Source organism: Citrobacter sp. TBCS-15, from assembly GCF_005280815.1.
GTDB lineage: Bacteria > Pseudomonadota > Gammaproteobacteria > Enterobacterales > Enterobacteriaceae > Citrobacter > Citrobacter werkmanii.
The window spans coordinates 740544-751588 of record NZ_SZWK01000292.1 but is presented as its reverse complement, the minus strand read 5'-3'; the positions used below and the strand labels follow the sequence as shown (position 1 = coordinate 751588).

General features: G+C 52.1%; 15 protein-coding genes. 3 read left to right on the top strand and 12 right to left on the bottom strand.

Going from position 1 to position 11045, the window contains the following annotated elements:
* Positions 1-65: 65 nt before the first annotated feature.
* Positions 66-590 (top strand): hypothetical protein, encoded by a 525-nt coding sequence (locus tag FDW96_RS21270; RefSeq protein WP_137366261.1) that lies wholly within the window; start codon positions 66-68, stop codon positions 588-590.
* 2 nt (positions 591-592) lie between these two features.
* Here the strand turns inward: FDW96_RS21270 and FDW96_RS21265 are convergent, their stop codons facing one another.
* The 11 genes from FDW96_RS21265 to FDW96_RS21215 all read right to left on the bottom strand — a co-directional run bounded on the left by FDW96_RS21265 (position 593) and on the right by FDW96_RS21215 (position 6028).
* Positions 593-1039: a phage virion morphogenesis protein gene (locus tag FDW96_RS21265; RefSeq protein ID WP_137366260.1), complete on the bottom strand. Its 447-nt coding sequence runs from the start codon at positions 1037-1039 to the stop codon at positions 593-595.
* Complete coding sequence (locus FDW96_RS21260) at positions 1032-1463, bottom strand: phage tail protein (protein WP_137366259.1); 432 nt, start codon at positions 1461-1463, stop codon at positions 1032-1034. Before FDW96_RS21260 ends, FDW96_RS21265 begins: the two co-directional genes overlap by 8 nt.
* Complete coding sequence (gene lysC / locus FDW96_RS25335; RefSeq protein WP_238888191.1) at positions 1426-1674, bottom strand: Rz1-like lysis system protein LysC; 249 nt, start codon at positions 1672-1674, stop codon at positions 1426-1428. Before lysC ends, FDW96_RS21260 begins: the two co-directional genes overlap by 38 nt.
* A complete protein-coding gene (gene lysB, locus FDW96_RS25480) occupies positions 1559-1987 on the bottom strand; it encodes an Rz-like lysis system protein LysB (protein ID WP_137366258.1) in 429 nt (142 codons plus the stop codon). The genes lysC and lysB overlap by 116 nt, the downstream gene beginning before the upstream one ends.
* On the bottom strand, positions 1984-2499 hold the full coding sequence (locus FDW96_RS21245) for a lysozyme (protein WP_137366257.1): 516 nt from the start codon (positions 2497-2499) through the stop codon (positions 1984-1986). The genes lysB and FDW96_RS21245 overlap by 4 nt, the downstream gene beginning before the upstream one ends.
* Positions 2480-2695 carry an HP1 family phage holin gene (locus FDW96_RS21240; RefSeq protein ID WP_053276626.1) on the bottom strand — a complete coding sequence of 72 codons (216 nt, stop codon included), beginning with the start codon at positions 2693-2695 and terminating at the stop codon, positions 2480-2482. Before FDW96_RS21240 ends, FDW96_RS21245 begins: the two co-directional genes overlap by 20 nt.
* A 3-nt stretch (positions 2696-2698) precedes the next feature.
* A complete protein-coding gene (locus FDW96_RS21235) occupies positions 2699-2902 on the bottom strand; it encodes a tail protein X (protein ID WP_000868184.1) in 204 nt (67 codons plus the stop codon).
* On the bottom strand, positions 2902-3366 hold the full coding sequence (locus tag FDW96_RS21230) for a head completion/stabilization protein (protein WP_137366256.1): 465 nt from the start codon (positions 3364-3366) through the stop codon (positions 2902-2904). The genes FDW96_RS21235 and FDW96_RS21230 overlap by 1 nt, the downstream gene beginning before the upstream one ends.
* 93 nt (positions 3367-3459) lie before the next feature.
* Positions 3460-4110 (bottom strand): terminase endonuclease subunit, encoded by a 651-nt coding sequence (locus FDW96_RS21225; RefSeq protein WP_137366255.1) that lies wholly within the window; start codon positions 4108-4110, stop codon positions 3460-3462.
* 3 nt (positions 4111-4113) lie between these two features.
* Complete coding sequence (locus tag FDW96_RS21220) at positions 4114-5178, bottom strand: phage major capsid protein, P2 family (RefSeq protein WP_137366254.1); 1065 nt, start codon at positions 5176-5178, stop codon at positions 4114-4116.
* Between the two features lie 16 nt (positions 5179-5194).
* Positions 5195-6028 (bottom strand): GPO family capsid scaffolding protein, encoded by an 834-nt coding sequence (locus FDW96_RS21215; protein WP_137366253.1) that lies wholly within the window; start codon positions 6026-6028, stop codon positions 5195-5197.
* Positions 6029-6168: 140 nt separating this feature from the next.
* Here FDW96_RS21215 and FDW96_RS21210 point away from each other — a divergent pair, with 140 nt between their 5' ends.
* Positions 6169-7935 carry a terminase ATPase subunit family protein gene (locus FDW96_RS21210; protein ID WP_137366252.1) on the top strand — a complete coding sequence of 589 codons (1767 nt, stop codon included), beginning with the start codon at positions 6169-6171 and terminating at the stop codon, positions 7933-7935.
* The gene (locus FDW96_RS21205; RefSeq protein ID WP_137366251.1) at positions 7935-8972 is read left to right on the top strand and encodes a phage portal protein; all 1038 of its coding nucleotides are present in this window, start codon (positions 7935-7937) and stop codon (positions 8970-8972) included. Before FDW96_RS21210 ends, FDW96_RS21205 begins: the two co-directional genes overlap by 1 nt.
* A 37-nt stretch (positions 8973-9009) precedes the next feature.
* On the opposite strand, the gene FDW96_RS21200 is transcribed toward FDW96_RS21205, so the two are convergent.
* Positions 9010-10791: a DUF262 domain-containing protein gene (locus FDW96_RS21200; RefSeq protein WP_137366250.1), complete on the bottom strand. Its 1782-nt coding sequence runs from the start codon at positions 10789-10791 to the stop codon at positions 9010-9012.
* Positions 10792-11045: the final 254 nt, after the last annotated feature.

The following is an 11045-nucleotide window of genomic DNA, read 5'->3' as shown; positions in this document are numbered from 1 at the left end:
AAGCAAACTCAGGCATGTTTTGAACGTTGTTTGGCATATCGCACAATGTGAAAAAGAGAGATTTGATGAAATTTAAATTTGGCTTAAATTTACCGTGGGGGATTTACGCCTCAATTTTTACACTTTTAATAATAGGAACCTTCATTTGGTATAATGTAAAATCGACAGACACTAAGGATATGATAAATTATTTATGCTTCATACTTACCGTCTCAATAGTACAAGGGGCATTACTCATAAGAATGGGTAAATTTGAACTCTATAAAAACATTCTTAATGGTCTATGGAATTTAGAGACAGCCGCAACATTTCTTTATGGAATGTATGTAATCCTAGAATACTCAAATGCCCCATCAAATTTTGTGTTACCCTTTTCAAAATGGTCATCAGAAAACCGTGGTCTTTTCATTTTAATTGTCATATTTTTTAGCGTGATATGTATAGCAAGAGCAGGATACTCTATAGCTGAAATATTCAAAGCACCAATACTGAACACACTTCCAATTCAAAATAAGATTTCAGAATTGAATGTGAAAATGAACCAAACTAACAAAAACAAAGGTCACTCAGGAAAAAAAAGAAAAAAATAGATTTATTTCACAATCCAGCTCAACAGGGTGTCACGGGTAACGGTTTCCACCTCATCATTTACACCCAGCAGGCGGCGCTCAGCATAGCGGACCTCCGGGCCTATACGGCTGACGCGGTCACGCAGGCCGTAGTGGTGAACACGGGCAATACGCTGCACCTTGCCCTCAAACTGCACGCTGGCAGAGTCGGCACTGGCTGCAGTTTTCAGGTATTTTGTTGTGCGAAGCTTTGCAAACATCTGGCGTTTGATGCGTCCCTTCTTGCTGCGGGCAGTCACCCGGCGCGGCTCATAGCCGCTGCCGTCAGGATTACGCTGCAGCCTGATGTTTTGCTGCTGCGTCCGGCGCAGCTGTTGCGCCAGCTGTCGCATCATACGTTTGCGGGCTGCCGGTTCCAGATTCGCAAGCAGCGCCGTCAGCCAGTCATCCACCCTCTGCAGTTCATCCACGTTTCACCGTCCACATTTCCTCGAATCCGTCAGGCTCCGGCACCACTTCAACGCTCGACACATTACCGTCAGTGCTGACTAGTACACGCTCCGTCAGTTGCAGATTCAGACTGATATCGCATACATCATTGCGCAGAATATCCACTTCAAAGGTGAACAGTTTTTCGCACAGCTCCGGGTTGTTGATGGCGTCCGGCTGGTTTTCTCTAAGCCACAGCAACACGGGAGCCATCAGCAGATTCTGGTCGCCGCTGAAATCCTCGATCACCACGTTCAGGGTGTAGCGGTATTCCCATGACATAGAGCTGGCACCGGTTGCCACCAGTGAGCCGTTATCAACGAAAAGGTGCAGCTTATCCGGGTTGTTGCGGACATACGCCACCGCTTTATTCAGGGCGCTGCGCAGGGACTGCGGTTTGTTCACTGTTTCGCTCCTGACACGCAACTATCGTGTCGACTTTGTCGGCACAGACCGCCCAGGCGGCCTCGGTTTCATCCAGTGCCGCATTCAGATCACCGTTACTGCGCGGCGCTGACCTTTCCAGGCGGCACTGCGTCACTCTGGGACAGCCACTCACGGTAAGCTGCACCTCCGGCGAAGGCCGGACGCTCCCGCAGCCTGATAATGTCAGCAGGCAAAGGAGCGTCAGCCCAGCGGCGCAAATCCTCGTTTTCACGTTTCAGTTCCTCGATCCGGCGCTGGCGGCTGCGCAGCAGTGCGGTGGTCTGTTCCACTGCCGCATAAAGCCGCGTCTGCTCCCGGCTGTTGGTTTCGGTCAGAATGGACAGGCCGATCAACTGACTGTTCTTCTTCGTCAGCTCCCGCCCTTTCGTTTCCAGCTCACGCCCCTGTGTCTCGATGGTGTGACTGGCATTGTTAAACCGCCACGACTGCCAGCCCAGCGCTGCAATAGCCAGCGCCAGCACTACCGCCAGCAAGCGCGTCATGCCCCAGTTCCTTTTAAGCACCAGGCCAGTTCCCGCGCGCGGCGGTTCTCCAGACCTTTATTTTTCACACCGTTAACGTAAATCCAGCGCGGTAGCTGGTTGCATGCCTGCCACCACTGCTGGCGATTGATATATGACACCATGGTTGACCTGCAGATCGCGCCGGTCCCTACATTGAAACCAATACTCACCAGCGCATCGTAGACATGTTGCGGAGGCTTAACCGTCAGGCAGGCGTCCAGCCTTTTTTCAGTCAGCAACACATTGTTTATTAACCCCTGCGCCGCCTGCCGTTCCGTGATAGTTTTGCCCGGCACCACACCGGACGTATTGCCGATCCCGTCGGTCCACACGCCCGCGCTGCACTGATAAGGCTGCAGGCGGCATCCCTCGTAATCGGCGATCAGTTTCAGCCCCTCAACGGAGGTATGAAGCGACTGGAAACCGGGCAGCGTGGCGGCGATAGCCAGCACCGCCCCGACAAGGCAGCGCTTAACGATTGAAGGATTCATATTCCCCCCGCGAAATTTTGCCGCCACGTAACAATTTGAAAGACTGGTGTTTGTAGTACCAGTTGATAGCCAGCATCAGCACACCAATCAGTACGCCGCCAACCGTTGACACATCCTTGAGCGACAGATCGCCCAGCCATGCCAGCAGCACGGCGATGCAGTAAGTGATAAAGGCGCTGATTCGTTCAAGCGTCATAATTCAGTCCCATAGCTGGACGGTCTGCGCCGTGGTTGACGCCGTAATGTCCGGCAGCTCCACCTGCAGCCCGTGCGGTAAAAATGGGCCGTACTCAGCCAGCCCCGGATTTGCCTGCAGAACCTGCTCAGTGACACCCTGCGTACGCCCGTAATGACGCCAGCAAAGCGCGTCCACCGTGTCATACTGATGCGCACGCACTTTCATCAGATAAGCTCCACCGTACTGTGCGGTGCATCCTGCACCCGGCTGATAGCCCAGCGGGCATCACGCCACAGATCGCCGCTGGCCTCCGCCAGCTCCTCCCCTCGCTTCACACCTGACGCCGTGGCGTCATAGTCCTGATAACGCTCATTGAGCACGGCGCGCGCCCAGCAAAAAACAGCGTTGTGGTAGTGCCGGATACGCTCGCTTTTGCCGTCCAGCATTTCTGCGGGAACCTCAGCAAGTGTCCGCCAGCCCAGCATCTGCTGACGGTTGCGGAAGTCGAACAGCTCAGCGTTAACCTCAGAAATTGCCGTCAGCACGACCTGCTTTAAACGTCGCGGCGTCACCGTGCCGTCAGTGCGCATCACACTGCGAAATTCCGACAGATCCACATCAGGCCAGAACGGCGTATTTTTGATGACCTCCGCCTGTTCCGGTGCCTGTTCTGGCGCAACAAACTTCATGCGGCTTTCTCCTGAATAAGTGGGCGGTGGACGGAATTTTGATGTGGCAGTGCCTTTCGCCATCCCGTGCCGCCCGTGCGCGGGGCACGTTCGTTAGCGGCTGTCATTGCGCAGTCTGCGCTCCAGCTGCTGCTTTTCTTTTTTCACACCGCAGCGGGGATCAAGCTGCAGCGCATGGTTAAGGTGATTCAGGGCAGACGCCGGGTTGCTTTCGCTCAGTACAGCGCCGATGGCTTTATGCAGGCGCGCCCGCGACTGGTCCGGCATATCCAGATCGATGGTCAGGTCCAGCGTCTGCAGAAGCAGATCGGCATCAAAACCGGCAGCGGCAAGCAGAGCGCTTTGCGCCGCGTCTGCCATTTCTTCTGCCAGCACGGTCTGCACGTTACGGTTGCCCAGAGGCATCACCCAGCCATGGCGCAGCGCATGGCGCCCGATTTCGAGCGCACCGGCATAATCACCGGCGTCAATACGCCACAGCATTACGTACATCAGCACATCATCCTGCTGCGCACCTCCGGCAGCCAGCACGCCCTCCGCCCAGGCGGAATATTTCGGCAGCAGTTCCACCTTGATTTCCGCCTTTTTCACCGTGGACTGGACGCCCTTGAGGCGGCGGCGGTCTTCTGCCAGCTGCAGCAGCATCAGGTCATAGCCCGACGCATGGCGAACACTGCCGCCCTCACGGGCGGCCTGTTCAGCCTGAATGCGCAGGCGGTGCTGCCGTGCGGGACTCAGGCTCATGCGTTATTCCCTACTTTCCGGTGCGGCAGGCGCGCTGAAATCACCGATTTCGATGTTTTCTACCAGCGCCGCGCAGCGGTAGTCCTCGACCACATACGCCTCGTTGACTGATTCAAAGTTTTCAATCCGGTCGCGTTTCGGGTTATCGATAACAGAACGGCGGCGGGTGTCTTCCTGCCAGTAGATCGACAGGTTATCCAGACGGGTGATCAGCAGGGCATTCGCCGGGAAGAAAGGCGCGCGCACAGCCTGCAGGCCGCCCATGCGTTTCTGGCTGATGATCAGATCGGCGGCGATTTTCTCGCTGTTGTCCTGCTCTTTGTTGACCAGCGGGAAATACTTGTCGGACAGCAGTTCACGACCGCAGACGACAACCAGCTCGTCATCATCCTGATACTCCACATCGATCAGCTCATTGACGGTATCCATCACCACCGCGTCAAGATTTAGATACTTACCTCCCGGACCTACTTTTACCGGCTCCGCCGTAGTGGTGCCGTCTTCTGCGGTTTTGCTACCCATGACATGATCCGGCGCGTCTTCACGGATTTTCTGCAGCCAGCCTTTATTGACGTCCTGCAGCAGCGGGTTTTCAGCACGGTTGGACGTTTTGGCACGCTTCACGCCGTTGAAGCCGATCATGATGCGGTCCAGCGCCTGACGCTTGACGATGGCGTTGCGGATACGCACCTGGAAGTCCTGGAACTTGGCCCACAGGTCCAGTTTTGCGTAGGTCAGCACCGTATCAAAGTTGGTCTGTTCGCATTTGTATTCCACGTCTTCCATCAGCGTCGGATCGGTAGGCTCGCGCTCTTTGGTGGTGGTATCGGTGGTTCCGGCAATGGTGCTGCCAACGCCCAGCCCCAGCAACTGCCCTGACTGCTCAGTGACCGGCGTGATGTTAATCAGCGTCAGGAAAGCGGCGGACTGCTGGATCTGGTCTTCCAGCGTCTGCTGCACGGACGGCTCCACGGTAAACTTGCTGGACAGTTCTTCAACCTCCACACCGTTCAGGCGCGCCAGTTGCTGCAGGTAAGCGTTAAAGGCAAAGCGTGTTTTCTTTTTCATCGGTTTTTATGCTCCATCAGCAATTGGTCAGGGTGCCTGCCGGTGCGTCACCGCCCGGCGCGCGCTGGCGGTAATCTTTGCGGCTGTCTTCACGGCTCAGCTGCTGCTGTAACTCGGCAAAGGCGGTCTGCTGCTCCTGCAGGGAGGACTCCAGCTCAGAAAGGCGCTGGTCCTGATCGGACAGGGATTTATCAGTGCGCTCGCTCAGGTTCTGCTGCTCGGTGGCGACCAGTTCCACGGCTTTATGCACATCAGAGAATCGCGCATCGTCTGTCTGCTCTTTTTTGGTGAACAGCGCGGTGACGCGGGCAAAGAGGGACGGCTTTTCGTCCTGGGCTTCTTCCAGTTCGATCTGCGTTTCTTCGGCAGCGGTAAACAGGTTTTCAGGGTTCTGCTTACGGTTCGCCAGCGGGTTATGCGCGGCGCTGGCGCTGAATGCCAGCATTTCAGTGCCGAGGCTCGCCGGATCGTCAGTAGCCGCCAGTCCTACAAGATAGGCTTTACCGGTGTCGGCAAACTTCGGGCTGACCTCCATGGAGGTAAACAGCTTCTGGCCTTTTTTCACCAGTGCCACCAGGGAGTCCGTCGGTTCAACATCTGCGTAAAGTGCCATCTTGCCCGCCAGCGGACCGTCCTGGATTTCCTCTGCAACCAGCGCCGTCACTTTGCCGTAACGGTTGAAGGCACTGTCCGGGGAATAAGACTTGATGTGCTCCAGATTAATCAACGCGGTGTAGACCGTCGGGTTGTAGCTGGCAGCCATCTGTTCCAGCCATTCACGCTGGATCTCGCGCCCGTCAGTGGTGGCACCTTCCACCCCGATACGGAAACGCTTTGCTTTCACTGTCATGAGCCGTGCTCCGTTAGAAAACTTACTGGAGCCTTATGTTTGCGGTGATGGGGGGAGTGAGACAACGCGCTGTATTTGTACGGTAAACCACACAAACCGCAGCCGGGGAAAGCCGCCACCCAAGGCCGTATGTTTGGGCCATGAACACGACACTGACCCCCGCAGACCTCGATCCCCGTCGGCAGGCCATGCTGCTGTACTTTCAGGGATACCGCGTAGCCCGCATTGCTGAAATGCTGGGCGAAAAAGTTGCAACCGTTCACAGCTGGAAAAAACGCGACAAGTGGGGCGACTATGGTCCGCTTGATCAGATGCAGCTCACCACCGCCGCACGTTACTGCCAGCTCATCATGAAGGAGCAGAAAGAAGGGAAAGACTTCAAGGAAATTGACCTGCTGGCGCGCCAGTCAGAGCGCCACGCCCGAATCGGAAAATTTAACGACGGCGGGAACGAAGCAGATTTAAACCCGAAAGTAGCCAACCGTAACAAAGGTCCGCGCAGGCAGCCGGAAAAGAACGTTTTCACCGACGAACAGATCGAAAAGCTGGAAGAAGTCTTCCACGCCTCTATGTTCGACTATCAGCGCCACTGGTTTGAAGCCGGGAAAACAAACCGCATCCGCAATCTGCTCAAATCGCGCCAGATTGGCGCCACGTTTTATTTTGCCCGTGAAGCACTAATTGACGCCCTGCTGACCGGACGCAACCAGATTTTCCTTTCTGCCAGTAAGGCACAGGCGCACGTTTTTAAGCAGTACATCATCGACTTTGCCAAAGAAGTTGAAGTGGAACTGAAAGGCGATCCCATGGTGCTACCCAATGGCGCAGCATTGTACTTTCTCGGCACCAACGCCCGTACGGCGCAGAGCTACCACGGCAACCTGTATCTTGATGAATATTTCTGGATTCCGAAATTCCAGGAGCTGCGCAAGGTGGCCTCCGGTATGGCCATTCACAAGAAATGGCGACAAACCTACTTCTCCACGCCGTCCAGCCTGACCCACAGCGCCTATCCGTTCTGGTCCGGCGCGCTGTTTAACCGGGGCCGTGCCAAAGCGGACAAGGTGGATATTGACCTGACCCACAGCAACCTTGCGCGCGGCCTGCTCTGCCCTGACGGACAGTACCGCCAGATCGTCACCGTGGAGGATGCGGTGCGCGGCGGCTGTAACCTGTTCGACCTCGACCAGCTGCGCATGGAGTACAGCCCGGACGAATACCAGAACCTGCTGATGTGCGAATTTATTGACGATCTGGCGTCAGTATTCCCGCTCAGCGAGCTGCAGGCGTGCATGGTGGACAGCTGGGAAGTCTGGACCGATTTTCAGGCGCTGGCACTGCGCCCGTTTGGCTGGCGCGAAGTCTGGATCGGCTATGACCCTGCGAAAGGTACGCAGAACGGTGACAGCGCAGGTTGTGTGGTTATGGCTCCGCCCACTGTACCGGGCGGAAAGTTCCGCATTCTGGAGCGTCATCAGTGGCGCGGGATGGACTTTCGCGCCCAGGCGGACGCTATCAAAAAGCTGACGCAGCAGTACAACGTGACCTATATCGGCATCGACTCGACCGGCGTCGGGCACGGTGTTTATGAGAACGTAAAAGCGTTCTTTCCTGCCGTGCGGGAGTTTGTCTACAACCCCAACGTCAAAAACGCCCTGGTGCTCAAGGCATACGACATTATCAGCCACCGCCGTCTGGAGTTTGATGCCGGGCACACCGACATTGCGCAGTCCTTTATGGCTATCCGCCGGGCCACCACCGCCAGCGGCAACCGCCCAACCTACGAAGCCAGTCGCAGCGAAGAAGCCAGCCACGCCGATCTGGCCTGGGCAACAATGCACGCCCTATTTAACGAACCGCTGCAGGGCGAATCCGCCAATACCAGCAATATTGTGGAGATTTTTTGATGAGCAAACGTAAGAAAAACCGCGCAGCCGCTGAGCACAACGTACAACACAAAAGCGGTGTATCTGCAGAGGCATTCAGCTTTGGCGATCCCATTCCGGTACTGGACCGCCGCGAGCTGCTGGATTATGTGGAGTGCGTGCAGATAGATCGCTGGTATGAACCGCCGGTCAGTTTTGACGGGCTGGCACGTACCTATCGCGCCGCCGTGCATCACAGCTCACCGATTGCCGTTAAGCGTGACATTCTCAGCAGTACTTACATCCCGCACCGCCTGCTCAGCCAGCAGGCTTTTTCCCGTTTCGTCCAGGACTATCTGGTGTTCGGTAACGCCTATCTGGAAAAGCGCACCAACCGCCTCGGCGGCGTTCTGTCGCTGGAGCCAGCACTGGCGAAATACACACGGCGCGGCGTGGACCTCGACACCTACTGGTTTGTGCAGTACGGCCTGACCACGCAGCCCTATGAATTTACGCAGGGCAACATATTTCATCTGCTGGAGCCGGATATTAATCAGGAGATTTACGGGCTGCCCGGCTATCTCTCCGCCATCCCATCAACCCTTCTCAACGAGTCCGCAACGCTGTTCCGCCGAAAGTATTACATCAACGGCAGCCACGCGGGTTTCATCATGTACATGACCGACGCAGCGCAGAATCAGGAGGACGTGAACAACATCCGCCAGGCAATGAAAAGCGCCAAAGGGCCGGGCAACTTCCGCAACCTGTTTATGTATTCGCCCAACGGCAAAAAGGACGGCATCCAGATCATCCCGCTGTCGGAAGTTGCGGCTAAAGATGAATTTCTGAACATCAAGAACGTGAGCCGCGATGACATGATGGCAGCGCACCGCGTACCACCGCAGATGATGGGCATTATTCCCAACAATACCGGTGGCTTTGGTGATGTGGAAAAGGCCAGCCGCGTCTTTGTCCGCAACGAGCTGATGCCGTTGCAGAAGCGACTGCAGGAGCTTAACGACTGGCTGGGCGAGGAAGTGATCCGCTTTGAAGCTTATACCTTAAATGTTCAGGAATAATTTAGAAACAAGGCGCTTAACATAAGCGCCCAGTTTATTAGATTAGATTATATGCTCTCGCCGACATAGATAATGTTCTATCCTTAACTTTCTGAGGATTCCATACCCCCACATCCGTGGAAACCTCATCTATAAACTCATTAACCAACCTAAGATTTGACTTCTTATACTCAGGTATTTTTTTACTTAAATCATCATTTTTACATGATTCATTTAAAGTAAAACAAAGAGGAAGAAGATTCCCCATCAGTCCAACAACCTCAGAATCAAAACTACTCTGCGCACCTATGTGTTCAAGGGAAACCAAATCTAATTTTAGTTCATTGGTCCCACGTAACCCTTTCTCAAAACGCTCAAAAATATACATTATGAGTTTACGCTGCGATGCTTTCTTATTTGTATAAAATAAATTCTTGATAAATGCCTCGTTGAATATTTTTTCATTTGGACTTTTGGTAGAAAAATACGAGACTGCATCATTAATAGTTAAATCAACGCTACGTTTATTAGCAGCTTTATCAAGGCTAACTGCTAACACTGAATACTTAGCATCTATACCTGATGGCCTTAAGCGACAAATGGCATTAAATCTAAAATGGAATCTTTCCAAACATGCAAGACACTCGATTAAACTCTTTTGCGAAAGGCTTCTCGACTTATCTCTCCTTTTTCTCAGCAGTGATAAAATGAACGGGCGGGGAATTGAAACATTAAATATCTCAAACGCCTTGAGAGAATTAAATATACCTCGTTGATCCTGCTGAGGCCAATCATCAACATCAGGGGAAATTATCTTACAATATAAATCAACATCTTTATGCAATTCATCCAAAAATGATGTTGCAGTCAATCCAGAGACACCTTCATTTAGCTCTCTTTTGAAAGCTCGATACAATTGGTCTTCGCCTATATAGTTAAATTTAGAAAGCCACCAACATCTAACATAATCAACCATTGTGGAGTTACTATCCCTAGCCTCAATACAGCTAGTAATATAATCCCATTTTTCTTTAGCCTTATCTACTGGATATGTTTCAACACAGCTCTGAAAAACTTTATTTTTTATTAAATCAATAGAACTTAAGTTTATTCCCCTTGCATTCAAAACCTCGAAAATATCATACGCATCATCTTCCTTACCGACAGATATCCTTACTAGTTTAAGATAATTGGTAACCATATTATAAACAGCATGCAGACAAAAAAGATAATCTTCCTTTTTGTACTTATCTGCACCGTCACGTAATAATGAACTGCATAAAGCCTTCTTTCCGAGCTTTCGGCTTAAATACAATCCGGCATATAGAATCTTTTTATCTTCGTCACAGGTCACACAAGCCTTATGCTCAAGCTTATCTTGGAATTTAAGCTTAAAAAAAGCTCTATCACTATTCTTAGAAAGCTTCTCAACTACTGAATCGCCACCGGAACTGACAGAATTTCTGTTAAAAGTTTGGTTTGCTGTTACGATATAGGTTTTGAAAATATCATCAGCAAATTCTTCCTGTCCATTTTTTCTTAGAAGCCTAGAAATCAGCGAAAGTAAAATTGTAATAACACTAAAGCGCTGCTGACCATCAACAACCTCTAAAACATCATCACTATCAGCACCAGATAGTACTATTGTCCCGATAAAGTATTCATTGAATTCAAAGGCATCGCCTTTGGAATTTATTTTTATATTCCTTATTATATCTTGCCACAGTTCATCAAGTTGTAATTTTTCCCAACTGAACTCTCTTTGATTCCGAGGGATTACATACCGCTGTTTAACAGAAAGTATATTTTTAATATTTAATGGGGTTGCATCAAAATTCATATAATCATTCCCTAGACATATAGATGAATAGATAGTTAATTTACTTTACGTGTTAGACAAAAACAACAATTGCTTAGCATTACTATTTTTTGTACGAGCGCGCGCTCGTATCCCCGCCACGCCTGCCCGCTTTGTGTAGTGGTTTTCATGCAGGTGCATGACGGGTCGGAGAGCGCGCCATTTCTGGCGGTCCCGACCCGTTGCGATCCTTTTTGGATCATGCGAATCCATGCACCATAGACATGCACTGCGTT

Bases quoted from the DNA above. Each gene is read 5' to 3' on its own strand.
- FDW96_RS21240 (WP_053276626.1), bottom strand. From the start codon at position 2,695: ATGACGCTTGAACGAATCAGCGCCTTTATCACTTACTGCATCGCCGTG.
- FDW96_RS21210 (WP_137366252.1), top strand. From the start codon at position 6,169: ATGAACACGACACTGACCCCCGCAGACCTCGATCCCCGTCGGCAGGCC.
- FDW96_RS21225 (WP_137366255.1), bottom strand. From the start codon at position 4,110: ATGAGCCTGAGTCCCGCACGGCAGCACCGCCTGCGCATTCAGGCTGAA.
- FDW96_RS21220 (WP_137366254.1), bottom strand. From the start codon at position 5,178: ATGAAAAAGAAAACACGCTTTGCCTTTAACGCTTACCTGCAGCAACTG.
- FDW96_RS21215 (WP_137366253.1), bottom strand. From the start codon at position 6,028: ATGACAGTGAAAGCAAAGCGTTTCCGTATCGGGGTGGAAGGTGCCACC.
- FDW96_RS21205 (WP_137366251.1), top strand. From the start codon at position 7,935: ATGAGCAAACGTAAGAAAAACCGCGCAGCCGCTGAGCACAACGTACAA.
- FDW96_RS21200 (WP_137366250.1), bottom strand. From the start codon at position 10,791: ATGAATTTTGATGCAACCCCATTAAATATTAAAAATATACTTTCTGTT.
- FDW96_RS21245 (WP_137366257.1), bottom strand. From the start codon at position 2,499: ATGAATCCTTCAATCGTTAAGCGCTGCCTTGTCGGGGCGGTGCTGGCT.
- FDW96_RS21235 (WP_000868184.1), bottom strand. From the start codon at position 2,902: ATGAAAGTGCGTGCGCATCAGTATGACACGGTGGACGCGCTTTGCTGG.
- FDW96_RS21270 (WP_137366261.1), top strand. From the start codon at position 66: ATGAAATTTAAATTTGGCTTAAATTTACCGTGGGGGATTTACGCCTCA.
- lysB (WP_137366258.1), bottom strand. From the start codon at position 1,987: ATGACGCGCTTGCTGGCGGTAGTGCTGGCGCTGGCTATTGCAGCGCTG.
- FDW96_RS21230 (WP_137366256.1), bottom strand. From the start codon at position 3,366: ATGAAGTTTGTTGCGCCAGAACAGGCACCGGAACAGGCGGAGGTCATC.